Source organism: Stenotrophomonas genospecies 5, assembly GCF_054473825.1.
Map to the genome: position 1 here is coordinate 1 of NZ_JBTMUW010000003.1, position 25,209 is coordinate 25,209.

Annotated in this window: 22 protein-coding genes and 4 tRNA genes; 8 read left to right on the forward strand and 18 right to left on the reverse strand. The window is 66.8% G+C overall.

The features are described from left to right. The 6 genes from ACX9OW_RS17045 to ACX9OW_RS17070 all read right to left on the reverse strand — a co-directional run. Positions 1–365 (reverse strand): GTP-binding protein (locus ACX9OW_RS17045; protein ID WP_459040695.1); only part of this gene is annotated, 365 nt, incomplete at its 3' end. Between the two features lie 39 nt (positions 366–404). Further along, positions 405–480 (reverse strand) — tRNA-Thr (locus ACX9OW_RS17050). Between the two features lie 48 nt (positions 481–528). Further along, positions 529–602, reverse strand: a tRNA-Gly gene (locus tag ACX9OW_RS17055). 25 nt (positions 603–627) lie between these two features. Beyond that, positions 628–713: transfer RNA gene (locus ACX9OW_RS17060), tRNA-Tyr, on the reverse strand. A gap of 137 nt (positions 714–850) precedes the next feature. Then, positions 851–1,867 carry an isoaspartyl peptidase/L-asparaginase gene (locus tag ACX9OW_RS17065; protein WP_197601407.1) on the reverse strand — a complete coding sequence of 339 codons (1,017 nt, stop codon included), beginning with the start codon at positions 1,865–1,867 and terminating at the stop codon, positions 851–853. An 88-nt stretch (positions 1,868–1,955) separates the two neighbouring features. After that, positions 1,956–2,978, reverse strand: a complete 1,023-nt coding sequence (locus tag ACX9OW_RS17070) for a cyanophycinase (protein ID WP_340044552.1) — start codon at positions 2,976–2,978, stop codon at positions 1,956–1,958. Between the two features lie 169 nt (positions 2,979–3,147). On the opposite strand from ACX9OW_RS17070, the gene ACX9OW_RS17075 reads away from it, so the two are divergent. Beyond that, positions 3,148–5,889, forward strand: coding sequence for a TonB-dependent receptor plug domain-containing protein (locus ACX9OW_RS17075; protein WP_459062605.1), 2,742 nt, complete (start codon positions 3,148–3,150; stop codon positions 5,887–5,889). A gap of 74 nt (positions 5,890–5,963) precedes the next feature. Here the strand turns inward: ACX9OW_RS17075 and ACX9OW_RS17080 are convergent, their stop codons facing one another. From ACX9OW_RS17080 to ACX9OW_RS17120, 9 genes are all read right to left on the reverse strand, one after another. After that, a complete protein-coding gene (locus tag ACX9OW_RS17080; RefSeq protein ID WP_459062606.1) occupies positions 5,964–6,659 on the reverse strand; it encodes a hypothetical protein in 696 nt (231 codons plus the stop codon). Positions 6,660–7,270: 611 nt separating this feature from the next. Further along, entirely contained in the window at positions 7,271–8,362 is a 1,092-nt protein-coding gene (ychF, locus tag ACX9OW_RS17085) for a redox-regulated ATPase YchF (protein WP_053520317.1), read from the reverse strand. Positions 8,363–8,464: 102 nt separating this feature from the next. Beyond that, the gene (gene pth / locus ACX9OW_RS17090; RefSeq protein WP_053520316.1) at positions 8,465–9,043 is read right to left on the reverse strand and encodes an aminoacyl-tRNA hydrolase; all 579 of its coding nucleotides are present in this window, start codon (positions 9,041–9,043) and stop codon (positions 8,465–8,467) included. 56 nt (positions 9,044–9,099) lie between these two features. Next, complete coding sequence (locus ACX9OW_RS17095; protein ID WP_053520288.1) at positions 9,100–9,720, reverse strand: 50S ribosomal protein L25/general stress protein Ctc; 621 nt, start codon at positions 9,718–9,720, stop codon at positions 9,100–9,102. 109 nt (positions 9,721–9,829) lie between these two features. Further along, a complete protein-coding gene (locus ACX9OW_RS17100) occupies positions 9,830–10,789 on the reverse strand; it encodes a ribose-phosphate diphosphokinase (RefSeq protein ID WP_053520289.1) in 960 nt (319 codons plus the stop codon). Between the two features lie 138 nt (positions 10,790–10,927). Further along, positions 10,928–11,004: transfer RNA gene (locus ACX9OW_RS17105), tRNA-Gln, on the reverse strand. Between the two features lie 10 nt (positions 11,005–11,014). Further along, positions 11,015–11,884, reverse strand: a complete 870-nt coding sequence (gene ispE / locus ACX9OW_RS17110; protein ID WP_053520287.1) for a 4-(cytidine 5'-diphospho)-2-C-methyl-D-erythritol kinase — start codon at positions 11,882–11,884, stop codon at positions 11,015–11,017. Then, complete coding sequence (gene lolB, locus ACX9OW_RS17115; protein ID WP_459062607.1) at positions 11,881–12,540, reverse strand: lipoprotein insertase outer membrane protein LolB; 660 nt, start codon at positions 12,538–12,540, stop codon at positions 11,881–11,883. The genes ispE and lolB overlap by 4 nt, the downstream gene beginning before the upstream one ends. Next, complete coding sequence (locus ACX9OW_RS17120) at positions 12,537–14,222, reverse strand: tetratricopeptide repeat protein (RefSeq protein ID WP_277381434.1); 1,686 nt, start codon at positions 14,220–14,222, stop codon at positions 12,537–12,539. Before ACX9OW_RS17120 ends, lolB begins: the two co-directional genes overlap by 4 nt. A 63-nt stretch (positions 14,223–14,285) precedes the next feature. Here ACX9OW_RS17120 and hemA point away from each other — a divergent pair, with 63 nt between their 5' ends. From hemA to ppk2, 4 genes are read left to right on the forward strand one after another with little or no spacing between them, the layout of a single operon-like run. Next, positions 14,286–15,569, forward strand: coding sequence for a glutamyl-tRNA reductase (gene hemA / locus ACX9OW_RS17125; RefSeq protein WP_053520284.1), 1,284 nt, complete (start codon positions 14,286–14,288; stop codon positions 15,567–15,569). Continuing rightward, entirely contained in the window at positions 15,547–16,629 is a 1,083-nt protein-coding gene (gene prfA / locus ACX9OW_RS17130; RefSeq protein WP_053520283.1) for a peptide chain release factor 1, read from the forward strand. The genes hemA and prfA overlap by 23 nt, the downstream gene beginning before the upstream one ends. Positions 16,630–16,634: 5 nt before the next feature. Further along, positions 16,635–18,341: an O-linked N-acetylglucosamine transferase, SPINDLY family protein gene (locus ACX9OW_RS17135; protein WP_277381433.1), complete on the forward strand. Its 1,707-nt coding sequence runs from the start codon at positions 16,635–16,637 to the stop codon at positions 18,339–18,341. 46 nt (positions 18,342–18,387) lie between these two features. Further along, the gene (gene ppk2, locus ACX9OW_RS17140; protein ID WP_277381432.1) at positions 18,388–19,170 is read left to right on the forward strand and encodes a polyphosphate kinase 2; all 783 of its coding nucleotides are present in this window, start codon (positions 18,388–18,390) and stop codon (positions 19,168–19,170) included. Between the two features lie 423 nt (positions 19,171–19,593). Here ppk2 and ACX9OW_RS17145 read toward each other — a convergent pair whose 3' ends face one another. After that, complete coding sequence (locus ACX9OW_RS17145; protein WP_459062608.1) at positions 19,594–20,169, reverse strand: TlpA family protein disulfide reductase; 576 nt, start codon at positions 20,167–20,169, stop codon at positions 19,594–19,596. Then, positions 20,166–21,440, reverse strand: coding sequence for a YihY family inner membrane protein (locus tag ACX9OW_RS17150; RefSeq protein ID WP_053519156.1), 1,275 nt, complete (start codon positions 21,438–21,440; stop codon positions 20,166–20,168). Before ACX9OW_RS17150 ends, ACX9OW_RS17145 begins: the two co-directional genes overlap by 4 nt. A 77-nt stretch (positions 21,441–21,517) precedes the next feature. Between ACX9OW_RS17150 and wrbA the strand changes: the two genes are divergently transcribed. The 3 genes from wrbA to ACX9OW_RS17165 all read left to right on the forward strand — a co-directional run bounded on the left by wrbA (position 21,518) and on the right by ACX9OW_RS17165 (position 23,008). Then, positions 21,518–22,111 carry an NAD(P)H:quinone oxidoreductase gene (wrbA, locus tag ACX9OW_RS17155; RefSeq protein WP_053519154.1) on the forward strand — a complete coding sequence of 198 codons (594 nt, stop codon included), beginning with the start codon at positions 21,518–21,520 and terminating at the stop codon, positions 22,109–22,111. After that, positions 22,108–22,443 carry a DUF2069 domain-containing protein gene (locus ACX9OW_RS17160; protein ID WP_065175995.1) on the forward strand — a complete coding sequence of 112 codons (336 nt, stop codon included), beginning with the start codon at positions 22,108–22,110 and terminating at the stop codon, positions 22,441–22,443. The genes wrbA and ACX9OW_RS17160 overlap by 4 nt, the downstream gene beginning before the upstream one ends. 79 nt (positions 22,444–22,522) lie before the next feature. After that, on the forward strand, positions 22,523–23,008 hold the full coding sequence (locus ACX9OW_RS17165; protein ID WP_053519164.1) for an asparaginase domain-containing protein: 486 nt from the start codon (positions 22,523–22,525) through the stop codon (positions 23,006–23,008). A gap of 120 nt (positions 23,009–23,128) precedes the next feature. Here the strand turns inward: ACX9OW_RS17165 and ACX9OW_RS17170 are convergent, their stop codons facing one another. Continuing rightward, positions 23,129–24,871: a S8 family peptidase gene (locus tag ACX9OW_RS17170; protein WP_053519150.1), complete on the reverse strand. Its 1,743-nt coding sequence runs from the start codon at positions 24,869–24,871 to the stop codon at positions 23,129–23,131. Positions 24,872–25,209 lie beyond the last annotated feature (338 nt).

Here is a 25,209-nt window from a genome sequence, read left to right on the forward strand (position 1 = left end):
AGCAGGATGTGCTCGCGGGTCTGCGGCATCGGGCCGTCAGCGGCCGAGCACACCAGGATCGCGCCGTCCATCTGGGCAGCACCGGTGATCATGTTCTTGACGTAGTCAGCGTGGCCCGGGCAGTCAACGTGGGCGTAGTGACGGGTCGGGGATTCGTATTCGACGTGCGCGGTCGAGATCGTGATGCCACGCGCCTTTTCTTCCGGTGCGGCGTCGATGGCGTCATACGCCTTGAACTCGCCACCGAAGCGCTCGGCGCCGATCTTGGTCAGCGCGGCGGTCAGCGTGGTCTTGCCGTGGTCGACGTGACCGATGGTGCCGACGTTGACGTGCGGCTTGGTGCGCTCGAACTTACCCTTGGCCATGGCTGCTTATCTCGAATTCGTCTGGTGTGGTGCTGAAGATGGTGCTCACGAAAGGAATCGAACCTTCGACCTCTTCCTTACCAAGGAAGTGCTCTACCGACTGAGCTACGTGAGCGAGTTTTGCATTATGGCATGAACTCGATAATATTCAAAGTTCATTCAATGGAGCGGGAGACGGGAATCGAACCCGCACCATCAGCTTGGAAGGCTGAGGTTCTACCATTGAACTACTCCCGCACCGGGAAGTGCCACAACGTGAAGCTGGTGGAGGGAGGTGGATTCGAACCACCGAAGGCGTAAGCCAGCAGATTTACAGTCTGCCCCCGTTGGCCGCTTGGGTATCCCTCCGTTTCAACCCCATCCCGTGCCGCCGAAGCGTTGCGGTGTGTGGTGGTGAGCCCGCAATTCTGGAGATGAAGCGGGGGCCTGTCAACGCTTTTTTTCACTTTTTTTCACATGCGTCGCAAACCCTTTGATACGCAAGCCTATTGCCCAGGCAGCGCCAAGGCCTCGTCGGCGAAGATCGCCACATGCGGAACGCCGTCGGCACCGATCCAGCCGCGGTACATGCCCTGCGTGTTGAACGGCGTGGCCGCTTTTCCATCGGCGGAGAGCACGATCGCACCGCCATCCCCACCCATCTGCGGAATCGCCTCGTTGATCACGCCCCTGCCTGCCTCCGCCGGCGACTGGCCCTGGTAGCGGATACGCGCGCAGATCTCGTGCGCGGCAGCGGTGCGGATGTAGTACTCGCCCCACCCGGTTCCCGACACCGCACAGCGTGCATCGGCCCAGGTGCCGGCGCCGATGATCGGCGAATCGCCGACGCGCCCGTAGCGCTTGTTGGTCATTCCTCCGGTGGAGGTCCCCGCTGCCAGGCGCCCCTGCGCATCCAGCGCAACCGCACCGACCGTGCCGAAGTGCCGGGCCGTTTCCAGGTCGGCGTGGGCCTGGCCGCCGGCCTCCTCCTTCAGTGCGCGCTGCAGCTGCTGCCAGCGCTTGTCGGTGCGGAAGTACGAAGGATCGACCAGGGTCATGCCCTGCTCGACGGCGAACGCCTCAGCGCCCTGCCCGACCATCATCACGTGTTTCGATCCCTGCATCACGGCCGTTGCCAGCAGGATCGGGTTGCGTACGCGCTGCACGCCGGCCACCGCGCCGGCCGCCTGGGTGGCGCCATCCATCACGGCCGCGTCCAGCTCGTTGCGCCCGTCGTGGGTGAACACCGCGCCTTTGCCGGCATTGAACGTGGGATCGTCCTCGAGAACGGTGATCGCTGCGGTGACCGCCGCCAGTGCAGGGCGACCGGCTGCCAGCTCGGCATGCCCCTTCAGCAGCGCCGCACGGAGTGCCGCACGTGCCGCCTTCTCCTCGGCGGCGGACAGATCCTTGCGCTCGACGCCGGCACCGCCATGGATGACCAGCAGGGGCGACGCATCCGGCGCAGCATGGGCGAGCAACGGCAGGGACAGCAGCGCAGACAGCGCCAGATGAAGCTTCATCGATATCTCCGGAAATGGAAGCGATGGCATCGAGCAGGCTCGACGAGATGCCCGAAGGGAAGCGCCGGCGCGCGGCCGGCAGCAGCGGTCAGCGACGGATCAGTTCAATCCGGCCACCGTCAACATCGACCGCTGCGTGATAGTCGGCGTCGGCCTGGAAGTCGTCCAGCCGCATGCGGCCACCGCTTGCCACCACGGTAACCGGCACAGCGTGGAAACGCAGCGGTTCGCCCTGCGTGAGCCGGTCCGCGCCACGTCCCGGGCGGACCACCCAGACCCTGCCATGACCATCGGCGCTGTACACCTGCGCGCGTCCGTCAGGCTCCACGCACAGCGCGGTGTCTTCGTCCACGCCGATGCCGATCATGTCCGGGTCGCCACTGTCCTGCGCGGCACGGGCGACGAACACGATCAGGCGACCGAGACGATCACGCCGGTCGAAGTGGGTGTCGGTGACCACCCGCTGCAGATAGGGCATCTGCAGGAAGCCACTGTCCATCGTCACCGCGCTGCCCATCGGGTCGGCCAGCGCGGCGGCGGAGGTGACGCTGCCACCGTCAAGCGCGCCGTAGGCATAGCCACCGAGGATCGCCAGTCCGGCACTGGTGCCGGCGATCGGTTTGCCGGCACGGACGTGGGCATTGAGCGCGCGGTTGAGTGCGGTCCCCTTCCAGAAGCGGATGTAGCGCGACTGGTCGCCGCCGGCGATGAAGATGGCGTCGGCCGCGGCCACCACCCGCAGTACGGCCGGGTCATCGGCGCCACGACGGCTGTCGAACACCAGGGTCTGCACGGCGGTGGTGCCGCCGATGTCATGGTGCAGACGCTCCTGCAGCTCGTCGCTGCCGGAGGCGCGCAGGATCAGCACGCGACCATTGCCGGCCTGCTTCAACCACCACTGGAACGCCTCCGGCACCCACTCTCCACCGCCCATCAGCATCATCGCCGGCGCCCTCGGCCCCGGTCGCGGGGCATCGAGATCGCCGGTCTCGTAATAGGCGAATCCCGGCCCCTGCAGGTCCTGCGCGGACGCGGCCAGCGGCGAGCCCAGGAGAACCAGCACTGCCAGGCCGGCAAGCACTTGGCGCAGCCTTCGATGGAACCGTCGCATCTTGATCTCCCTGAACAGAAACGACCTGCAAGCGTTTTCACTCTTTGCCAGATGGGGCATCAGTAGTCAAGAGCATGAAAAAGGCGTTAAATGCCGGCGCCCATTGCGGAAATCTGAATGGGGGATGGGCCCCTCCTCTGCGGGCCGGCATTACTTCCGGGAACTTCTCATGCGTAGACAGGCGATGGCGTGGTCGATCCAGCTGGCGTTGATGGGCCTTGCCGCTTCTGCGGCGGCCCAGGCTCCGGCCTCCTCTCCGGTACGGCAGCTCGATGCGGTGCAGGTCACCGGCTCACGCATTCCGCGCGCCCAGGTCGAGGGCCCCGCCCCGATCACGGTGATCGACGCCGAACAGATCCGTTCCAGCGGCTTCACCACCGTGCCCGACGTGCTGCGGGCAATGACCCAGAACGGTGGCGAGACGCAGAGCCAGCAATCCTCCAGCGGCGCCGACTTCTCGCCGGGTGCACAGCAGGTCGACCTGCGCGGGCTGGGACCCAACCACACCCTGGTGCTGGTCAACGGCCGCCGCATCGCCGATTTCCCGATGCCGTTCCAGGGCCGCAGCAACTTCACCGACGTGTCCAACATTCCGCTGGGCATGATCGACCGCATCGAAGTGCTGACCGGCAGCGCCTCGGCCATCTATGGTTCGGACGCGATCGCCGGCGTGGTCAACTTCATCCTCAAGAAGAAGGCCGACGGCACCACGGTCGACGTGCGCATGGGCACCACCAGTGAGGGCGGTGGCGATTCCTTCGACATGAGCCTGTCCAGCGGGTTCAGCACGGGCCGCTTCAATGCGGTGTACAGCGTGGAGCTGCAGTCGCAGACGCCGCTGTGGGCCTATGAGCGCGACATCCAGGATTCGACCCAGGACGGGCCGACCGAGGGCTCGCGCATCGCCCGCCGTGCCTACCTGCGCACCGACTACAACGATGACTACCTGGATCCGGGCGCGGCCACCTGCGATGCCCTGAGCGGACAGAACCAGGGCAGCACCTACCATGCCTTCCGCCCCCGCTATGGCTACTACTGCGGCAGCGACGCGTCGATCGGCTACGGCACCATCCTCAGCAAGCGCCGCGGCGCCAACGGCTATGCCTCGCTGAGCTATGACTTCGACAACGGCCAGCAGTGGTTCGCCGACGTGCAGATGGGTTACCACACGCTGGCGCTGATGCGCGATGTGACGTCGTGGGGCCGCATGGCCGCCGACGGCGACGAGTCGGGCTACTTCAGCAACGAAGCCACCGGCGAAATCGAGTTCTGGCAGCGTCAGTTCTCGCCCGAGGAAATGGGTGGCCTGCGCAACGCGATGGTGCGCAGCACGCAGAAGACCTTCAGCGTGACCACCGGCTTCAAGGGCAACCTGGCCGGCAACTGGGATTACGAAGCGGCGTTGAGCCATTCGCAGTACCAGTCGCGGATCAGCTGGCCGCAGATCATCGCCGGCAGGGCCAACGACCTGTTCCTGGGCCCGCAGCTGGGCGAGGACGATGACGGCTTCCCGATCTACAGCGCCGACCCGTCGCGGCTGTACCGCCCGCTGACCCGCGCCGAGTACGACGCGATCGCCGCACGCACCACCTATACCCCGAAGTCCCGCACCGAGACGGCCGCCCTCACCCTGACCAACGGCTCGCTGTTCGCTCTGCCCGGCGGCGATGCCGGTTTTGCCGCGACCGTGGAAGTGGGCCAGCAGGCCTACGCGCTGAATCCCGATCCGCTGGCGACCCAGTACTACTACTACTACAGCTGGAAGGATTCCGACGGCAAGGGTTCGCGCAACCGCTGGGCAACGGCCGCCGAGCTGCGCATGCCGCTGCACGAGACGATCAACCTGAGCGTGGCCGGTCGCTATGATCAGTACCGCTACTCCGGCCACACGATCGGCAAGGCGACCTGGAGCGGCGGCCTTGAGTGGCGCCCGGTCGAGAGCCTGCTGGTGCGCGGCTCGTACGGCACGGCCTTCCGCGCCCCGGACCTGCACTACGTGTTTGCCGGCCCCGGCAACGACGAGACCAGCGCTGAGGACCTGTACAGCTGCCGCGCCGAACAGGCCGACGACTGCTCGGACTACGAGCGCAACGTCATCCGCAGCCGCAGCGGCAACCGCGAGCTGGACCCGGAGACCAGCACCTCGTGGAGCGCAGGCTTCGTCTGGTCGCCGGCCGCAGGGCTGGATCTTTCGGTGGATTGGTTCGACATCGACATGCGCAGGCAGGTGCAGGACATGGACGTGCGCACGATCCTGGCCAGTGAAGCGAACTGCCGCCTGGGCGACGCCGACATCACGTCACCAACCTGCGTGGACGCACTGGCGCGGGTGACCCGGACCGCCGACGGCCGCCTGTACGGGGTGCATGTGAATCCGATCAACGTGGCACGCGAGTCGACCTCGGGCATCGATGCGGGCCTGCGCTACCGCCTGCAGACCGGTATCGGTGACTTCATCTTCAACGGCAGCCACACCTGGGTGAAGAAGCACGATTTCCAGCGCTACACCGGCGATGCGATCGAGGACCAGTTCGCGGTGAACAGCGGCTTCGACATCCCGCGCACCAAGAGCAGCGTCAGTGTGACGTGGGAAAAGGATGCGTGGTCGGCCACCGTGTACGGTTCGCGACTGGGCAAGCTGCCCACCTCGGACAGCTACGACCAGGTGTTCGACTGGGACAGCGGCGACAGCCCGTACATCAGGGCCACGTACCGCTACAACGCGTCGGTGCAGTATCGCTTCGACGACCACTCGCGCCTGTCTCTGTCTGTGGTCAACGTGTTCAACAAGATGCCGCCGAAGGACGCCACATACACGGCGTACCCGTACTACGACGTCTCCTGGTTCGACAGCGTGGGCCGCACGATAAATCTGCAGTACACGCACAAGTTCGGCGGCAGCGCGCTGTAAGGCGTGCCGCTGCATTGAACTCAGGCGGGAAGACGGGGGCGCAGGCCTCCGTCCCCTTCCGCGTGCAGTTCCGCTCAGGACGTAGACTGCGCCGGCTCCGCAAAGCGCCAGAAGACACGGACCACATCAAGCATCTGTCCATGCAGTTCGTCGTACCGGGCAATCACCCCCGGCGCGAACGTCGCATTACCATTCGCGTCCAGCGGAACCGGCTCCCCCAGCGCGCGGGCCATGTCGATGTAGAAATAATGCATATCACCGTAGGGACGCTTGCTGTCCATCAGCATCACTGCTCTCCCCAGCGTGCGGGTGTTCATGCTCCGCAGCAGTGCAAGGTGTTCCGGTGACACTGCCACCACTTCATCGCCCCGGGAGCCATCCGTGGCCGCGGTCAGGACGTAGCGACCGGGCTCAAGCCTTCCCCCGACGATGAAGCTGGATGCGATCCGGGCAAGCCGTCTGGCAACGGCCTGCCCCTCATCGGTGCGTCGTCCTGCTGGCTCCCGGCAGATACGGCCCAGTGCTGCATAGGCGATCAGTGCCTCTGGATCCTCCGGGTCAACAGAGTCCAGGTAGATACCACCGCTTTCGCTGAAGTCCGCTTCGGGTCGCAGCCGCTCGCGCATGGCACTCAACAGGCTGACGGCACTGCACTCCGGGGCTGATGCACTCCCTCTTGCAGGCCGCACGACCATGTATTGGCAGCCGTAGGCCAGAAGCAACCCGAGGGCCGCGATCGCCACTACCCACCCATACGTTCGCGTCGTCATCGCAACTCTCCGGGTCGCGCACAGGCATGATGCCGCCCGTGTCAGTGGAAGGGTCAGAGGCCAGCCTGAAGCAGCACCGCGCCGCGCACCATGCAACAAGTCCGAAATCGGAATCTGCTGTTGGCCGTGGTTTTCCACACCACGCGTGGAAAGCGATGGGGGCTTGGTGTGGACAAGTAGGCGAGAGCCTTGCGCCTCAGGCGTTTCCATGAATGGTGATTTTTTGTCCACGACTGCGATTGTTTTCCACACGCAGCGTGGAAGGCAATGGGAACTTGATGTGGACAAGTGGGTGAGAGCGTTGTCGCGCAGGCGTTTCCAAGCGCGGTGAAATTTTGTCCACGGCGTGCGGACAAGCTTCTGTAGAGCCGAGCCCATGCTCGGCTCCGGCTGGCATCAGCCGGGCATGGGCTCGGCTCTACAGCGGCACGCTGGGTTTTCCACACCGCGCGTGGAAAGCGGTGGGGGTTTGATGTGGACAAGTGTGTGCGAACGTTGCGCTGCAGGCGTTTCAGAGCATGGTCAATTTTTGTCCAGCGCAGAGACGGATGCCGGAAACGCGGACGCCCCGCTCGGGGCGGGGCGTCCGGGGTCGATCCGATGCCGCTGGATCAGACGTTGAAGCGGAAGTGCAGCACGTCGCCTTCCTGCACGCGGTATTCCTTGCCTTCCAGACGCAGGCGACCGGCTTCCTTGGCACCGGCTTCGCCCTTGTACTTGATGAAGTCGTCATACGCGATGGTTTCGGCGCGGATGAAGCCCTTCTCGAAGTCGGTGTGGATGACCGCGGCGGCCTGCGGGGCGGTGGCACCCTTGCGCACGGTCCAGGCGCGGACTTCCTTCACGCCGGCAGTGAAGTAGGTCTGCAGGCCCAGCAGGCTGTAGGCCGCGTTGATCACGCGGTTCAGGCCCGGCTCGCTCAGGCCCAGGTCGGCCAGGAACGTGTCGCGATCCTCGTCGTCAAGCTGCGACAGTTCTTCCTCGATCGCGGCGGACACCGGTACCACCTGCGCGCCCTCGGCGGCAGCGTGCGCGCGCACGGCTTCCAGGTGCGGGTTGTTCTCGAACCCGTCCTCCAGCACGTTGGCGATGTACATCACCGGCTTCAGGGTCAGCAGGAACAGGTCGCGCACCAGCGCCTTCTCTTCCTCGTCCAGACCCACCGAACGGCCGGACTTGCCGTCAGAAAGCGCAGCCTGCAGCTTGGCCAGCACCGGCTTGCGCGCGGCGGCCTCCTTGTCGCCACCCTTGGCAGCGCGCTCGGCGCGGTTCAGCGCCTTCTCGACGCTGTCCAGATCAGCCAGGGCCAGTTCGGTATCGATGGTTTCGATATCCGAAATGGGATCGACCTTGTTGTTGACATGGATGACGTCGGCGTTCTCGAAGCAGCGCACCACGTGGGTGATCGCATCGACTTCGCGGATGTGCGCGAGGAACTTGTTGCCCAGTCCTTCGCCGCTGGCAGCACCGGCGACCAGGCCGGCGATGTCGACGAATTCCACGGCGGTCGGAATGACCTTCTGCGGGTTGATGATCGCTGCCAGCTCGTTCAGGCGCGGGTCCGGCACCGGCACGATGCCGACGTTCGGTTCGATGGTGCAGAACGGGAAGTTCGCCGCGGCGATGCCCGCCTTGGTCAGCGCGTTGAACAGGGTCGACTTGCCGACGTTGGGCAGGCCGACGATGCCGCATTTGATACCCATCTTTGACAACCTCTGGGGTGAAATTGATTGGGAAAACAGCGCGCGCGCCGCTTTCCCAAGCTGTTTCAATCGATCATTGCGGGTGCCAACCGGGGTTGGCAGCTACTTCGGGGTGTTCAGGCGCTTCATCGCTTCATTGAAATCGCCCTGCACGGCCAGCGGCATCACGTCGATCGCATCGTCGATGGCGCGCGCGATCAGCAGGTCGTCGTCCTTGGACGGGCGGCCCAGCACCCAGCCCACCACGCGATCCTTGTGGCCGGGATGGCCGATGCCCACGCGCAGGCGATGGAACTTGCCGTGACCCAGCAGGCGGATGGTGTCACGCAGGCCATTCTGGCCGCCATGACCGCCGTCGAACTTGAGCCGCGCCACACCGGGCGGGAGGTCCAGTTCATCATGCGCCAACAGGGTTTCCTCGGGCTCGATCTTCCAGAACCGCTGCGCGGCGGTGACCGATTTGCCACTGAGGTTCATGAAAGTGGCAGGCTTGAGCAGCCATACCGTCTGCCCGGCGATCTCGACCTTGGCGGTCTCGCCGAACAGCTTGCTGTCCACGTTCCATCGCGCCCCTGCCTTTTCCGCCAGGGCCTCAACGAAATGAAACCCGGCATTGTGCCGGGTCCGGGCGTGCTCCGATCCGGGATTGCCCAGACCGACGATCAGTCGCAGTCCTGCCATTGGATCTTCCTGTAGATGCCGGGGCGGCGCCTGCCGGAGCAGGCGCCGCGGGGGCATTACTCGGCGGCCGGTGCTTCTTCAGCGTCGGCAGCGTCTTCCTTGCCGTGCTTGGCGGTGACGATCGCGTCGTCGTGGTCCTTGCCCAGCGCCAGGGCCGGGATTTCCACGCCCTTCGGCAGCTTGATGTTGGACAGGTACACCACGTCGCCAGCAGCCAGGTCGGCCAGGTCGACTTCGATCGACTCCGGCAGGTCCTTCGGCAGGCAGCTGATGGTCACTTCCTTCAGTTCGTGGGTGACCACGACGTCGGCAGCCTTGCCGGCCGGCGAGGTGTCTTCGTTGATGAAGTGCAGCGGGACCGAAGCGGTCAGGGCTTCGTTCTCGTTCACGCGCTGGAAGTCCAGGTGCATGATCAGCTGCTTGTACGGATGGCGCTGCATGTCACGCAGCAGGACCTTCTGCACCTGGCCGTCCAGGTTCAGGTCCAGGATCGAGGCATAGAACCACTCGTTCTGCTGGGCCAGCCAGATTTCGTTGTGGTCCAGGCTGATGGCGACCGGCTCGGCGTTGCCGCCGTACACGATGGCCGGGATCACACCGGCGTGACGCAGGCGGCGGCTCGCACCCTTACGCTGCAGTTCACGCTTGGTGACCTTGATTTCATGGGTCTTCGACATTTTCGACTACTCAGGTTGTTGCCTTGCCCTGCGGCTTGGCGATTGAAGATGCTTCCGCGACCAGAAGCATCCGGGGAAGTCCTTGCCGTTGCCGGCAGGGACGAAAAACTCAGTCCACGTACAGCGAGCTGACCGACTCGCCGAAGGCGATGCGGCGCATCGTTTCGGCCAGCATCTCCGCCACGCTCAGCTGGCGGATCTTGCTGCACACCCGCGCTGCGTCCTTCAGCGGGATGGTATCGGTCACCACCAGCTCGTCGAGCTGGGAATTGGTGATGTTGTCCACCGCCGGGCCCGACAGCACCGCGTGGGTGCAGTAGGCGGCGACCTTGAGCGCACCGCGCGCCTTCAGGGCAGCGGCAGCGGCGCACAGGGTGCCGGCGGTGTCGACGATGTCATCGACCATCACGCAGGTCTTGCCTTCGACGTCACCGATGATGTTCATCACGGTGGAGACGTTGGCACGCGGACGGCGCTTGTCGATGATCGCCAGGTCGGCATCATCCAGGCGCTTGGCCACGGCACGGGCGCGGACCACGCCGCCCACGTCCGGCGACACCACGATCAGGTTTTCCGTGCCGTAGGCGCGCCAGATGTCGGCCAGCAGCAGCGGGGAGGCATAAACGTTGTCGACCGGAATATCAAAGAAGCCCTGGATCTGGTCGGCGTGCAGGTCGACCGTCAGCACGCGATCAGCGCCAGCGGTGCTGAACATCTTCGCCGCCAGCTTGGCGGTGATCGGCACACGCGAGGAACGCATGCGGCGATCCTGGCGCGAGTAACCGAAGTACGGCACCACGGCGGTCACGCTGTTCACCGATGCGCGCTTGAGCGCGTCGATCAGCACCAGCAGTTCCATCAGGTTTTCCGCGCTCGGCGCGCAGGTCGGCTGGATCACGAACACGTCCTGCTTACGGACGTTCTCTTCGATCTCCACCTGCACTTCTCCATCGGAGAAATGAGAGACCAGCGCCTTGCCCGGGCGAACCCCCAGTTCCTTGCAGATGTTCTGCGCCAGACGTTTGTTGGCGTTGCCGGAAAAGACCAGCAGGTTCGGGGACTCTTGCATCATGATTGTCTCGGGCGGGGACGAGTGGCGGGGATCCGGTGGCGGCAAGGACCACGCCGGACCCTTGCTGCTGACAACACCGCGGTTGTTTCCACGTCCCGCGCGGATGATGCGCTGAAGGCGCGGACACAGCCGCATTGGCAGGGGCGGTAGGATTCGAACCTACGAATGCCAGGATCAAAACCTGGTGCCTTGGGCCTCTTGGCGACGCCCCTGCATTTGAAATCAGTGTTGCTCGAGTGCATCCAGCAGCGGCGAACGCGCAACGCCCGCAGCCACCCTGGCCCGCAACTCCTTCGGCAACTTCGCCCGCCCCTGCTGTGCGGCAGTCTGCGATGCGAATTCGACGAAACAACCACTTCCAGAACCGGTCAGTCGCGCGGTACCGATGTCGCTCAACGCGGCAAGTGCTGCCTCGACGGCAGGCTCGCGGCGGCGCAGCACCGGTTCGAACGCGTTCCCGACCAAGGCCCCGGAAGCGAAGTCGTCTATTTTCGCCACTGGGCTGTCGCGCGTCAAATCCGGGGCTGCGAACAGGACCGGGGTCGGAACATGAACGCCGGGCTCGACCACCACATACCAGGCCGGTGCCAGGGTGATCGGCTGCAGCCGCTCTCCCACACCTTCGGCCCAGGCGTTACGGCCACGCACGAACACCGGCACATCCGCGCCCAGGCGCAGGCCCAACGCGGCCAACGCGTCCTCGTCCAGAGCGGCGTTCCAGAGCCGGTTCAGCGCCACCAGCACGGTGGCAGCGTCGGATGACCCACCGCCGAACCCACCACCGGCCGAAATATGCTTTTCGACGATGATGTCGACACCTTGGTCGATGTTGGCGACCTCTTTCAGCATGCGAGCGGCACGTACGGCCAAATCGTCGGCCTCGTCCACACCCGGCAATCCCTCACCCTGCCGACGTACCTGGCCGTCTTCACGCAGGCGCAGGCCGATGCGGTCCCCCCAATCCAGCAGGCGGAACACGGTCTGCAGCTCGTGATAGCCGTCGGCGCGGCGGCCGGTGATATGAAGGAACAGGTTCAGCTTGGCCGGGGCCGGCCACCAGGACCAGCCCGCATCCTCCGCACCCGCGCTCATGGCGCGCCCTGCCCCCACTGGTCCACCAGCAGGCGGACCTTGGCGTCTCCGCTGCTGGCTTCGATCCGGCGCGGCAGGGACGGGCGCCCGGCCTCGGCGGGGTACCAGTCCAGGTACTGGATCTGCCAGCCCATCTGCTGCATGCGGCGCGGGCGGCCTTCGCCATCACGCTCGACCTTGCCCGCGCCGGCGGGATCGGCAACCGCCAGCCCACGCACCCACTCGGGCAGGGAGTTGACCGGGATTTCCCAGCCCGTGGCCTCCAGCAGCAGCTGCTGCGCGTCCTCGCCTTCACGCGGGCCGCCGGCCAGTCCCTCCAGGCGACCGCCTCCATGCTGGCTGTCGCCGGTCAGCTTCCAGCTCTGCCGGGTCACGGGTGCACTGAGCTCGATCACGTAGCGCCGCCCGGCCTGCTGCCAGTCGATGCGTCCACTGCCACCGTCCTTGCCCTTGCTGACCGCTACCCGGCCCTGGAAGGACCACTCCGGCTGCGCCTGCAGCGCCGCTACCCGAGCGGCTTCGGCCTGCGCCGCTTCCGCTGACACGGCCTCGACCACGGCCGGCGCCGGTGTCTTCTGGGTGCCCAGCGACGTACAGGCAGTCATGGCGACGGTCGCCACTGCCAACAGCAGCGGCCGGAAAAGGGAAACACTCATGGATTGAATTTCTCGCGGGCACGCTGCAGCGCGCGGTTGTCGGGGTCGAGCCTGGCCGCTTCCTCGAAGAAGTGGCGGGCCTCGTCATGCCGGCCGAGCACCCACAGCACTTCGCCGACATGTGCGGCGATCTCCGGATCCTTGGCCAGGGTCCACGCACGACGCAGCTGCACCAGCGCCTCTTCGTTGCGGCCCAGGCGATACAGCACCCAGCCATAGCTGTCGACGATGGCGGCATTGTCCGGCTCGGCCACGCGGGCACGGTCGATCAGTTCCAGCGCCTCCTGGTAGCGACCGGTGCGATCGGCCAGGGTGTAGCCCAGCGCATTCAGCGCCGGCACGTTCTCCGGCTCGGTGATCAGGATCTTGCGCAGGTCGGCCTCGGCACGGGCAATATCATCACGGCGTTCCCAGGCCAACGCACGCGCGTACAGCAGTGCATTCTCGTCCGGGTAAGCGGCCAGACCGCGGGCCAGCGCATCCAGTTCACCTGCATCGTCGCTGGCGCGCTGCCGCAGTTCCGCTTCCAGCAGATAGGCGTCGCGGCGCACCTCGTCGTCCACGCCGGCATCGGACTGGATCGCGTGTACCTCGTCCAGCGCCAAGCTCTGGCGCCCGGCAAGCGCCTGTGCGCTCGCCGCCCGCAGGCGGGCCTCGCTCAGTTCATCGCCGCCCGGCACGCTGTGATACCACTGCACCGCTTCCGGATAACGCTTCAGATACTCCGCAATCTTGCCCAGCAGCAGGCGCTGCGCCGGGTCCGGTTTGGCGGCCTGCCGCGACAGCTCGCTGTACAGGTTGGAAAGGGCCGCCTTGTCTCCCTGCTTGGCCAGCAGCGACGCCCGCATTCCCCAGGTCTGCACGTCCTGCGGCCCTACCGCCAGCACCCGCTCGGCGGCGGCCGGCTGGTTCAGGCTGTCGTAGGCAATGGCCACCGCGTTGCGCAGTTCCGGATCCTGGCGGGTCTTCGGTTCGACCTCGCGCAGCAGCGCCAGCGCGCCATCGGTCTGCCCGGCCTGCTGCAGCTGGCTGGCGCGCAGCAACGCCACGCGCGGCTCTTCCGGGAAGCGCTTGACCACCTCATCGATCATGCGCCGTGCCAGCTCCGGCTTTTCCATCCGCAGCGCCAGGCGACCGAATTCCTGCCAGGCCTCGATCTTCGGCGGGATGGCGTTGGCATCGACCAGCTCGCCCAGCACCTGCGCCGGCACGGCCGGATCGCGTCCACCGCCGACCAGCGCGGCCAGGGCAAACTTCCAGCCGCGGTCATCGCTGTCCTGCAGCAGGCTCTGCAGCTCGCTGCGGGCCGCCTTCACGTCGCCCTGGCGCATCGCCAGCGCACCGGCCGCGCTGCGCATGGCCAGCGACCGTGGCGCGCGCTGCTGCCACAGGGCCAGGCCCTGGGCGGCGCTGGCATCGTCGTTGGCCAGCATGGAAATACGGGTCGCGCGCTCGGCCAGGCCGGCATCGCCGTCGCTGCGCTGGGCGGCCTGCAGGTACCAGCGCGCCGCCTCGGCCAGCTTGCCGGCCTGCAGGGCGAACTCGCCGGCCATCACCGGCTCCAGTGCCAGTTCCTCGGTGGCGGCGCCCCGCGCCAGGGGCTTGGCGGGCGCCGCCGACAGGGCCTGGCTGCACGCCAGGGACAGCAGCAGAACACTGGGGATGCGAATCAATGCGGGCATCGTCGGCATCGGGGCCTTAAAATGTCGTCCAATGGCCAGCAGCTTATCGCAAGCAACTGAACAATGACCCTGTGGGTGCTCGGACTGAATCACCAGACCGCGCCGGTGGAACTGCGCGAGCGCGCGGCCTTCGCCGGCGATGCCTTGCCGCGCGCGCTCGGTTCGCTGCGCGACACCCCGCAGATTGCCGAGGCGGTGCTGCTGTCCACCTGCAACCGCACGGAACTGTACGCGGTGGCCGATTCGGCGCAGGCGCTGGACCAGTGGCTGCGCAGCCAGGCCGGCGACCTGCAGGGCTACCTGTACCAGCATGCTGATGCCGACGCCGTGCGCCACCTGTTCCGGGTCGCGACGGGCCTGGACTCGATGGTGCTGGGTGAACCGCAGATCCTGGGCCAGGTGAAGGATGCCTGGTCAACCGCGCGCGACCACGGTCTGCTTGGCCAGCGCCTGGACCGGCTGTTCCAGCAGACGTTCTCCGTGGCCAAGCGTGCGCGCACCGATACCCAGGTCGGCGCCAACCCGGTGTCGGTCGCCTCGGCTGCGGTGCGCCTGGCGCAGAATGCCTTTGCCCGCCTGGATGATTCCACCGTGCTGCTGGTCGGTGCGGGGGAAACCATCGAGCTGGCCGCCCGCCACCTCAGCGAAGGCAAGGTGCGGCGGCTGCTGATCGCCAACCGCACGCTCGCCCATGCGCAGGAACTGGCCAGCCGTCATGGCGGCGTGGCCCTGCCGCTGACCGAGCTTGAACGCCATCTGGCCGAGGCCGACATCGTGTTCTCGGCCACCGCCGCACGCGAACCGGTGATCCACCGCGAGACCGTGGCCAATGCACTGCGTGCACGCCGGCACAAGCCGATGCTGCTGTTCGATCTGGCCGTGCCACGCGACATCGAGGCTGAGGTCGGCACGCTCAACGATGCCTTCCTGTACACCGTGGACGATCTGGAACGCGCGGTGGAAGACAATCGACGCGGCCGTCGCGAGGCGGCCGCCGAAGCCGAAGCGATCATCGACCTGCAGGTATCGCGCTTCGTCGAGACCCTGCAGGCCGGCGCCCACCACGCGCCGCTGCGGCAACTGCGTGCCTTCGGCGACGCCACCCGCGCCGAGCTGCTCGAACGTGCCCGTCAGCAGCTGGCCAACGGCAAGCCGGCCGAAGAGGTCATGGAACTGCTGGCCCACGGCCTGACCAACCGGCTCCTGCACCCCCCGACCGCTGCCTTGCGCGCGGCCGCGCTGAGCGGCGATGCCGACCTGACCCGCGCCGCCGAGCGCCTGTTCCCGGCCACGCCGGGTTACCGCCACCCACCCGTGAGAACCGATGACGCCGACCCTGCGCCGTAAGCTGGAAGCGCTGGCCGAGCGCCGCGAAGAACTGGAACGCCTGCTCGCCGAACCCGACGTGGTCGCCGACAACACCCGTTTCCGCGACCTTTCGCGCGAATTCGCCCAACTTGAACCGGTCGCCACCGCACTGGCCGACGAGGCGCGCGCCAAGGCCGACCTGGCCGCCGCCGAGGGCATGCGCGCCGATCCGGACCTGCGCGAGCTGGCCGATGAGGAAATCGCCTCGGCCCAGGCGCGCCTGCAGGAACTGGAGCAGGAGCTGGCCTTGCTGCTGGTGCCCCGCGACCCACGTGACGAGGGCAATCTGTTCCTGGAAGTCCGCGCCGGTACCGGTGGCGACGAAGCAGCGATCTTCGCCGGCGACCTGTTCCGCATGTACGCGCGCTATGCCGAGCGCCAGGGCTGGAAAGTCGAGATCGAGTCCGACAACCCCGGCGAGCACGGCGGCTACAAGGAAGTGGTGGCGCGCGTGGTCGGCCGTGGCGCCTTCTCGCGGCTGAAATTCGAATCCGGCACGCATCGCGTGCAGCGCGTGCCCGCCACCGAATCGCAGGGCCGCATCCACACCTCGGCGGCCACCGTGGCGATCATTCCGGAAGCGGACGAAGTCGATGACATCGTCATCAACCCCGCCGACCTGAAGGTCGACACCTTCCGCTCATCCGGTGCCGGTGGCCAGCACGTCAACAAGACCGAGTCGGCCATCCGCATCACCCACGTACCTACCGGCGTGGTGGTGGAATGCCAGACCGAACGCAGCCAGCACGCGAACCGCGACAAGGCGATGAAACGCCTGAAGGCGCAGCTGCTCGACGCCGAGCGCCAGCGCCAGGACGCCGCGCAGGCCGAATCGCGTCGCCTGCAGGTCGGCAGTGGCGATCGCAGCCAGCGCATCCGCACCTACAATTTCCCGCAGGGGCGGATCACCGATCATCGTGTGGAAGGCCTGACCCTGTATGACCTGCCCAACATCCTCGCCGGCGATCTGGACCCGCTGCTGCAGCGCCTCAGCCACGAGCACCAGGTGGATGCCCTGGCCCAGCTGTCGGCGGGCTGACGTCGATGTCGGCCTGGCAGCAGCGGCAACAACTGCAGCAGGCGATCGCGCGCCAGCCCGGTGACTTCGTCGCCTGGGTGATGCTGGCCGATCTGGAACTGGAAGCCGGCGACATCGGCGCAGGCGAGCAGGCCGCGCGGCGTGCACTGCAGCTGCGGCCGGACCATCCCGAAGCACTGGCCCGCCTGGGTCGCGTGGCATGGATGGCCGGTGCGCACGCCGACGCTGCGACGCTGCTGGGACAGGCTTCAGCGCGCGCTCCGGAGCATCCCGGCATCGCGCTGTGGCTGGGCCATGCCCTGGAAGATGCCGGCGACCCCGAGGGCGCGGCGGCCGCGTACCGGCGTGCACATGGGCTGATGCCCGACGAACCCTATATCGCCGCCCAGCGACTGGCATGGCAACGCCGCCTGTGCGACTGGCAGGACGTGGAGGCCCTGGCCGCGCAGGTGCGCGGCGCGGTCGCGACCGGGCAGGGCGCGATCGAGCCCTTTGCCTTCCTCAGCGAAGACGCCAGCGCCGCCGAGCAGCTGGCCTGTGCCCGCACGCGCGCCGCAGCGGTGGCCGCATCGGTGCGGCCGATGCCCGCTGTGAAGGTACGGACGCAGGGAGCCCTGCGGATCGGCTTCCTCTCCAACGGCTTCGGCGCACATCCGACCGGGTTGTTGACCGTTGCCTTGTTCGAGCAGCTGGCCCGGCACCCGGAACTGCAGCTGCATCTGTTCGCACTGAACCGGGACGATGGCAGCCGCATCCGCCAGCGGCTGCAGGCGGCAACCCGGCTGCACGATCTGGCGGGGCGCCGCCATGCCGACATCGCTGCCGCCATCCGTGCACAGGGCATCGACCTGCTGTTCGACCTGCGTGGCTGGGGCGGTGGCGGCGCGCCGGAAGTGCTGGCGCTGCGCCCTGCCCCGCTGCAACTCAACTGGCTGGCCTATCCCGGCACATCCGGCGCACCGTGGCTGGATGCGGTGATCGCCGATGCGTTCGTCCTGCCAGCGGCGTTGGCGCCCCACCACAGCGAGCGCGTGGTGTACCTGCCGCGCGCGTTCCAGCCCTCGGACAACACCCGCGCGCTCGAGCCGGCACCGGATCGCGCCGTGTGCGGCCTGCCTGGACACGGCGTGGTGTTCTGCTGCTTCAACAACAGCTACAAGCTCAACCCGCGCAGCATGGGGCGGGCGTTCGCCGTCCTGGCGGCGGTGCCTGGCAGCGTTCTATGGCTGTTGTCCGGCCCCGGCCAGGCCGATGCGCGCCTGCGGGCAGCGGCGCAGGCAGCGGGTCTGGACCCGGCGCGGCTGGTGTTCATGCCCAAGCTGCCGCATCCGCAGTATCTGGCCCGCTATCAACTGGCCGATCTGTTCCTGGATACACACCCGTACAACGCGCACACCACGGCCTCCGACGCACTGTGGGCGGGCTGCCCGGTACTCACCTGCCCGGGCGAGACCTTCGCCGCGCGCGTGGCCGGCAGCCTCAACCATCACCTGGGCCTGGCACGGATGAACGTTGCCGACGATGCGGCGTTCATCGCCACCGCCCGTGCGCTCGGCAACGATCCGGCAGCGCTGGCCGCACTGCGCGCCGAACTGGCACAGGCCCGCGCGCGTAGCGGCGTGTTCGACATGGCCGGTTTCGCCCGCGACCTTTCGGCACTGCTGCAGCAGCTGGCGCACGAGCAGGGCTGGCAGGGCGTCGACGGCGCCTGAGCAACCGCTGCGCTAGGCTGGGCCCTCCTTTCCGCGCGGCATGACGATGGGCAAGCTCAAACGCAAGGACTACGACGAACTGCTGCTGCCGTTGCAGCTGGAACTGACCGCGATGGCCCGCTGGGTGCAGCACAGCGGGCAGCGGTTGCTGGTGCTGTTCGAAGGCCGCGACACCGCCGGCAAGGGCGGCGCGATCCAGGCCATCAGCCAGCACCTCAATCCGCGTCAGTGCCGGGTGGTGGCGCTGCCCAAGCCGACCGACCGCGAGGCGACGCAGTGGTACTTCCAGCGCTATGTCGGGCACCTTCCGGCGGCGGGTGAGATCGTGCTGATGGATCGAAGCTGGTACAACCGCGCAGGTGTCGAGCGGGTCATGGGCTACTGCAGCGAGAGCCAGTACCAGCAGTTCCTGCGCCAGGCCCCGGTGTTCGAGCAGCTGCTGGTGGATGACGGCATCCTGTTGTTCAAGTACTGGCTGTGCGTGGACCAGGAGCAGCAGGAGAAGCGCTTCGCCGAGCGCCATATCGATCCCCTCAAGGGCTGGAAGCTGTCACCGGTCGACCTGAAATCGCGCAGCAAGTACAGCGCCTATACCGAAGCACGGGAGGCCATGCTGCGTGCCACCCATCGCGAAGGTGCGCCGTGGACCCTGGTGGACTTCAACGATCAGCGGCTGGGCAGGCTGACCCTGGTACGCAACCTGCTGGACCGGTTGCCCGACACCCGCGTGGACGCGCCTCTGCCGGAGCTGCCGAAGCTGAAGGGCAAGCTGCATCGCGAGCACTACGATGTGCTGAAGCCGATCGAGGACTTCCCGGTCGAGGAGTAGGGGTTGTCTGCAGGGCCTGCGGCCCTGCACCCGCTACGAGCAACGGCAGAAGCAGAAGCAGGTTTCCTGAGGGATGGCGGGGTGGGCCCGGTTGCGGGGGACGCCGTAAACCCATCCATGGGGGCTTGGCCGCGGCATCCATGCCGCGGACACCCCCGCAACCGGACCCACCCCGCCTTCGACAGTTTCCTGCGAGCTTCAGTAGATCCACGCATGGCGTCGATCTATCAGATTGCAGATATCTGTCAGAGGTGGGGCGGTGTCGGAGTGCGGGGTGTCAGCCGCATGGATGCGGCTGCCAAGCCTACAGGGACGTACTTGCGGCGTCCCCGCACTCCGACACCGCCCCGCCACCCCACGGTATGTCTGCTGTTGCTGTTGCGCGTAGCGGGTGCAGGGCCGCAGGCCCTGCCGGCACACCCACTACTTCGCAGCCGCGATCTGCTTCTCGATGTCGGCCGCCGTAACCGGGCCGAGGAAGCTGTGGGCCACCCGGCCCTGCGGATCGATCAGATGCGTCAGCGGCAGCCCCCGCGGCGTGGCGAAGTCCGCCGGCGGATCGAACGGATCGACAATCACGATCGGATAGGTCACCGGATGCTTGATCAGGAACGACTGCATCTCCGGCACCTCGATGTCCTCATAGGCCAGGCCGACCACTTCGATGTTGCTGCGCATGGCGTGCAGCGCGGACAACTCCGGCATCTCCTTGCGGCATGGTGCGCACCACGTGGCCCAGAAATTCACCACCACCCACTTGCCCCGATGGGCCGCCAGGTCGTACTCGCTGCCATCGACGGCCTTCATCTTCAACGTGGGGAACTCGGCCGTGACACGCTCGGCCGGCGTGTCCTCGGCCGCAGGCGGTGCCGCCGGTGCGGGAGCCTGGGCCGGTGGCTGGCTGCTGGCCGGGGTCGCGTCCTGCGCAGGCTTGCAGGCCGCCAGGGCAAGCGCCACGGCCAATGGAACTGCCAGCAGCAGCGGAGTCGTGCGGGTCATGGGGTGTCTCCGGAATCGGGATAGATATCGCTGACGCGACGCTTGAGGCGCTCACGCAGAGGCAGGCGCAGTTCATCCAGCGCCGCCAGCGCGGCCTGGCCCAGGCTGTCTTCGCGGTAGGGCAGATGCTGCTCCGCCACCGGGATGCGCAGTTGGGTGCATTCGTACAGATCGGCCAGGCTGACCTGGTCCAGGTCGCGCGCGAGCAGCCATTCACCCCGCTCGTCGCGGCGCAGCAGGCCGATGGCCTCGAGTTTGCAGGCCAGGTCCTGCAGCAGCGAGTCGGTCAGCATCGGCTCCAGCCGCAGGATCTCGTCATCGGCCAGCCCCCTGCCCCGGGCACGCGCCTGGTGGAAGCGGCCGAGCAGGCGCAGCAGCCCATAGAATTCATAGCCCTGCGGCAGGCGCAGCTCGACCGGCTGGTAGCGGAACGCCGCCATCGACGATGCCAGCGATGCGCCAAGCAGCACCGCCACCCAGCACAGATAGATCCACAGCAGCAGAATCGGCACGAACGCGACCGTGCCATAGAGCTTCTGGTAGGACTGGAAACTGCCCAGGTAGGCACCGATGCCCCACTTCACCAGCTCCAGGATCACCGCCGCCAGGATCGCGCCGGGGACGGCGTGCCGCCATTTCACCGTATGGTGCGGCACGACCCGGAACATCAGGCTGATGCAGACGAATTCGATCAGCACCGGTGCCAGCCGCAGCGACAGGTCGGCCAGCCAGCGCCCCTCCTGGGTCCCGAACAGCGGCATTGCCAGTACCCGTGCCGACACTGCCAGCGAGGCGGCGGCAAGCATCGCGCCCAGGGTCAGCACGGTCCAGTAGACCAGGAAGCGGGTCAGCTTGGGCCGGGTCGATCCGACCCGCCAGATCTTGTTGAACGTCTCTTCCACGCTGTTGAGGGTGATCAGCAGCGAGACGACCAGGGCGATGAAGCCGGCCGCGGTGAGCTGGCCAGCGCTGGCCGAGAACTGCCGCAGGTAGCCTTCGGCGGCGCGTGCGGCATTGGGCACGAAGTTGGAGAAGACATAGTCGCTGAGCTGATCGCTCCAGCGGTCGAAGACCGGGAAGGCCGAAAGCACGCCGAACACCACGATCGCCAGCGGAACCAGGGCGAATACCGTGGTGTAGGCCAGTGCGGCGGCCGCCTGGAACAGGCGGTCATCGAGAAAGCGGTGCCACAGGAAGCGGCCGAAGCTGGCGGCACGCGCACGATCGCGCGCGCGTTCCATCCATAGGTTGAGCGTATCCAGAGGTTCCATCGGCGCAAGGGTACCCGATGCGGAATGCACGCAGGATAGCCATACTGGCGTCCACACGATGAGGAGACCTGGGCACGATGGGCGAGATCCTGGTGCTTTACTACAGCCGCGGTGGCTCGGTGGCACGGCTGGCGCGCCAGATCGCGCGGGGAATCGGCGAGGTGCCGGGAATGGTGGCGCGGCTGCGCACGGTGCCGCCGGTGGCGGCCGTGACCCAGACCGCACAGCCGCCGGTGCCCGACGATGGCGCCCCCTACGTGAGCGTGCAGGATCTGGCCGACTGCCAGGGGCTGCTGCTGGGCAGTCCGACGCGGTTCGGCAACATGGCCGCGCCGGTCAAGCACTTCCTCGATGGGCTCGGTGCTGAATGGGTCAATGGCACGCTTGCGGGCAAGCCCGCCGGCGTGTTCACCTCGACCGCATCAATGCACGGCGGGCAGGAATCGACCCTGCTGACCATGCAGGTGCCGTTGCTGCATCACGGCTGCCTGATCGTCGGCATTCCATTCACCGAACCGGGTTTGAGCCACACCACCAGCGGCGGCACGCCCTACGGCGCCAGCCATGTGGCGGGAGCGGCCGACGACCCGCAGCCGACCGATGATGAGGCGGTGCTGGCGCGGGCGCTGGGCCGTCGCGTCGCCGATATCGCGCAGCGGCTGGCCCGATGAACGCCGCGCCGCGTACGGTTCTGCTGCTGGCCCTGATGGGTCTGGCCGCGCTGTTTGCAGGCTGGTTCATCAACGACAAGCACTGGCTGGCCACCCAGCTGGTGTTCACCGCCCCACCGCTTGCACTGGCCATCGCCCTGCGCCTGGGCTGGCGCAAGGCAGGGTTCTGGGCCTCCGTGCTGGCGCTGGGCTGGTTCAGCCATGGCGTGATGAGCGCCTGGAGCCACCCGGAAACGCGCTGGCTGGCCTTGCTCGAGATTGCCCTGGCACTGACCGTGATCTTCGCCGCCAGCCTGCCGGGCCTGCGTGCGCGCTTCGGCAGGCGACGCTGACGCTGCGCCTCCCGGGCCGTATCATCTGCGTTCCCGGCCCCGCGCCGCTGCACCTGTCCTGGTTTCGCGCATGCACATGATGGAAGAGCTCCTGGTCGTCACCACCGGTGGCACGATCGACAAGATCTACTTCGACGACAAGTCGGACTACCAGATCGGCGATCCGCAGATCGGCATGATCCTGCGCGAGCTGGGGGTCACGTTCCGCTTCAACGTGATTCCGATCCTGCGCAAGGACTCGCTGCACATCAACGATGAGGACCGCGAGCTGATCCGGGCCACCATCGCGGCGCAGCCGACCCGGCATGTGCTCGTGACCCATGGCACCGATTCGATGGTGCAGACCGGCAAGGTGCTGGCGACGATCGCGGACAAGACCATCGTGATGACCGGCGCGCTCAGTCCGGCACGTTTCCGCGGTTCGGACGCGGAGTTCAACATCGGCTGCGCGATCGGCGCGGTACAGTCGCTGCCGGCCGGCGTCTACATCGCGATGAACGGGCGGATTTTCGACCCGCAGCACGTGCGCAAGAACGTTGCCGCAAACCGCTTCGAATCGGTTTGAGGAACGGAGTGCCGACCAAGGTCGGCACGCCCCACGACGCGGCGGCACGCACCACCGCGCGGCCCCATGCAAAAACGCCCCGGCCGAAGCCAGGGCGTGCCCTAGGAGAGGGTCTTGGGCTCAGTACTGGGCGTTGAGGGTCACGCCCGAGAAGGTGCTGTAGGCCTTCACCCGTACGTACCAGGTACCGGCAGCGGGGCTGTTGACCGTGCAGGTTTCGCTGTTGCCGCTCAGGTACGGACGGCACGTGTAGGCGGTATCGGTCGGCGCGCTGCCCTGCCGCAGGTACAGGTCGGCATCACCGCTGCCGCCGCTGATCGTCACCCGCAGCTGGCTGCTGCCGGACGGGACATTGACGGTGTAGTTCAGCGAAGCGCCCGATGCGGCACCCAGTCCGCTCACCGGTACGTTGTTCTGCAGCACGGTACCGCCCGGGTTCGGGTTGCCACCGCCATTGATCGCTGCCGCCACTGCCGCATCGGCGTCGATGATGCCGGCGCCACAGCCACCCGAACAGGCACCCGGCAGCGGCCGAGCGGTGCTCTTGATGATGCTTTCCACCTGGGCCGGGCTCAGCGGGCTCGGTGCGACCGACTGCATCAGCGCGACCACGCCGGCCACGTGCGGTGCTGCCATCGAGGTGCCGTTGTACGAGGCATAGCTGGCGCTGCCCGGCGTGGTGGTGCCGGTGTTGAGCGTGGACAGGATCCCCTGGCCCGGCGCGGAGATGTCGATGCCCGTGCCGTAGTTGGAGAAGCTGGCACGTGCGCCCGCCGACGTGGTGGCCGCCACCGCGATCACGTTCGGGCAGTTGGCCGGTACCGATGAAGACACGTTGGTGTTGCTGTTGCCTGCGGCCACCACCACCGTGGTGCCACGGCCGACGGCGCCGTTGATCGCGTTCTGGTAGGTGGTCGAGCAGCTGCCGCCACCACCCAGCGAGAGGTTGATGACCTCGGCCGGATTGGCATTGGCCGGCACGCCGCTGACACTGCCGCCGGAAGCCCACACGATGGCGTCGGCGATGTCGGAGGTGTAGCCACCGCACTTGCCGAGCACGCGCACCGGCACGACCTTGGCATTGAAGGCAGTACCCGCCACGCCGGTGCTGTTGTTGGTCACCGCTGCGACGGTGCCGGCAACGTGGGTGCCGTGCCAGCTGGAGTTGGAGGCCGGGTAGCCTGCGCCACATTCGTTGGCGGCGTACCAGTCACCCTCGTCGTTGGGATTGCTGTCGCGGCCACCGCCGTCGCGTGCCATTGCCGCGTCGCTGATGAAGTCATAGCCGGGCAGGATGTTGGCGTTCAGATCGGGGTGGTTGGTGATGCCGGTGTCGATCACCGCGACGACCACGCCGGTGCCGGTGGCCTTGTCCCAGGCCGGGCGCACGTTGATCGAGGCGTTGGAAGTACCGAACCCCCACTGTTCGCTGAAGCGGGTGTCGTTCGGCGTCAGCGTCGCGCGCATGATCTGGTCGACTTCCACGTATTCGACGTTGGGGTCGGCAGCGAGCTTGCGCATCAGCAGCTCGGATTCGGCCTGGTCCAGCGGACGATCGGTCCTGACCAGGGTTGGGCCGACGGCCAGCTTGCGGACCTGCTGCAGGCCCAGCGCGCGGCCCTGGCTGCTGGCAAGGCCCGCAGCCGCTGTCTTCAGCGACGATGCCAGGGCGGTGGTGTTGGCCACCGGCGCACTGCCGTCGCGATACTTGACGATGAAACGCTGGTGCGTCGGCGCGGACTGCAGCCCGCTGAGCTGGACATCACCGGCCAGCGCAGGCGTGGCCAGCAGCAGCGATGAAAGAACGGAAGCACCAAGGACCACCCACACTCGACGCACACGCGGTTGCGTTACCTGGGACATCGTATTTCCCTTTCTAGTGGTGTGAATGCCGGAATCGGCAGAAACACCGGCCCGAACCATGGGCTGGCTTGCGTTGGCGAGGTCCGGAGTCCGGCGAGCCAGCGGATCCCCCTTACGATCCGCCGTGCCGATGACGCTAATGGCCTAAACCGGACACCACAATATTTTCAGTGTCTTTTCAGGAACATGAAATGTTCGATCTGAGACTTTCCGGGTCGAGGGTTTGTGAAGATGAAGGAACTTTCGCGCCACGCGCACGAATCTGGCTGGGCAGATGTCCTGTCCACCGATGACTTTGCCGACATCGGCGGCCGGCCTTCCCTGTAAACGACGAAGGC

What these genes read in the sequence shown, in the direction of transcription:
- ACX9OW_RS17065 (WP_197601407.1), bottom strand. Translation starts at nt 1,867, where the DNA reads ATGAAGCTTCATCTGGCGCTGTCTGCGCTGCTGTCCCTGCCGTTGCTC.
- ACX9OW_RS17070 (WP_340044552.1), bottom strand. Translation starts at nt 2,978, where the DNA reads ATGCGACGGTTCCATCGAAGGCTGCGCCAAGTGCTTGCCGGCCTGGCA.
- ACX9OW_RS17075 (WP_459062605.1), top strand. Translation starts at nt 3,148, where the DNA reads ATGCGTAGACAGGCGATGGCGTGGTCGATCCAGCTGGCGTTGATGGGC.
- ACX9OW_RS17080 (WP_459062606.1), bottom strand. Translation starts at nt 6,659, where the DNA reads ATGACGACGCGAACGTATGGGTGGGTAGTGGCGATCGCGGCCCTCGGG.
- ychF (WP_053520317.1), bottom strand. Translation starts at nt 8,362, where the DNA reads ATGGGTATCAAATGCGGCATCGTCGGCCTGCCCAACGTCGGCAAGTCG.
- pth (WP_053520316.1), bottom strand. Translation starts at nt 9,043, where the DNA reads ATGGCAGGACTGCGACTGATCGTCGGTCTGGGCAATCCCGGATCGGAG.
- ACX9OW_RS17095 (WP_053520288.1), bottom strand. Translation starts at nt 9,720, where the DNA reads ATGTCGAAGACCCATGAAATCAAGGTCACCAAGCGTGAACTGCAGCGT.
- ACX9OW_RS17100 (WP_053520289.1), bottom strand. Translation starts at nt 10,789, where the DNA reads ATGCAAGAGTCCCCGAACCTGCTGGTCTTTTCCGGCAACGCCAACAAA.
- ispE (WP_053520287.1), bottom strand. Translation starts at nt 11,884, where the DNA reads ATGAGCGCGGGTGCGGAGGATGCGGGCTGGTCCTGGTGGCCGGCCCCG.
- lolB (WP_459062607.1), bottom strand. Translation starts at nt 12,540, where the DNA reads ATGAGTGTTTCCCTTTTCCGGCCGCTGCTGTTGGCAGTGGCGACCGTC.
- ACX9OW_RS17120 (WP_277381434.1), bottom strand. Translation starts at nt 14,222, where the DNA reads ATGCCCGCATTGATTCGCATCCCCAGTGTTCTGCTGCTGTCCCTGGCG.
- hemA (WP_053520284.1), top strand. Translation starts at nt 14,286, where the DNA reads ATGACCCTGTGGGTGCTCGGACTGAATCACCAGACCGCGCCGGTGGAA.
- prfA (WP_053520283.1), top strand. Translation starts at nt 15,547, where the DNA reads ATGACGCCGACCCTGCGCCGTAAGCTGGAAGCGCTGGCCGAGCGCCGC.
- ACX9OW_RS17135 (WP_277381433.1), top strand. Translation starts at nt 16,635, where the DNA reads ATGTCGGCCTGGCAGCAGCGGCAACAACTGCAGCAGGCGATCGCGCGC.
- ppk2 (WP_277381432.1), top strand. Translation starts at nt 18,388, where the DNA reads ATGGGCAAGCTCAAACGCAAGGACTACGACGAACTGCTGCTGCCGTTG.
- ACX9OW_RS17145 (WP_459062608.1), bottom strand. Translation starts at nt 20,169, where the DNA reads ATGACCCGCACGACTCCGCTGCTGCTGGCAGTTCCATTGGCCGTGGCG.
- ACX9OW_RS17150 (WP_053519156.1), bottom strand. Translation starts at nt 21,440, where the DNA reads ATGGAACCTCTGGATACGCTCAACCTATGGATGGAACGCGCGCGCGAT.
- wrbA (WP_053519154.1), top strand. Translation starts at nt 21,518, where the DNA reads ATGGGCGAGATCCTGGTGCTTTACTACAGCCGCGGTGGCTCGGTGGCA.
- ACX9OW_RS17160 (WP_065175995.1), top strand. Translation starts at nt 22,108, where the DNA reads ATGAACGCCGCGCCGCGTACGGTTCTGCTGCTGGCCCTGATGGGTCTG.
- ACX9OW_RS17165 (WP_053519164.1), top strand. Translation starts at nt 22,523, where the DNA reads ATGGAAGAGCTCCTGGTCGTCACCACCGGTGGCACGATCGACAAGATC.
- ACX9OW_RS17170 (WP_053519150.1), bottom strand. Translation starts at nt 24,871, where the DNA reads ATGTCCCAGGTAACGCAACCGCGTGTGCGTCGAGTGTGGGTGGTCCTT.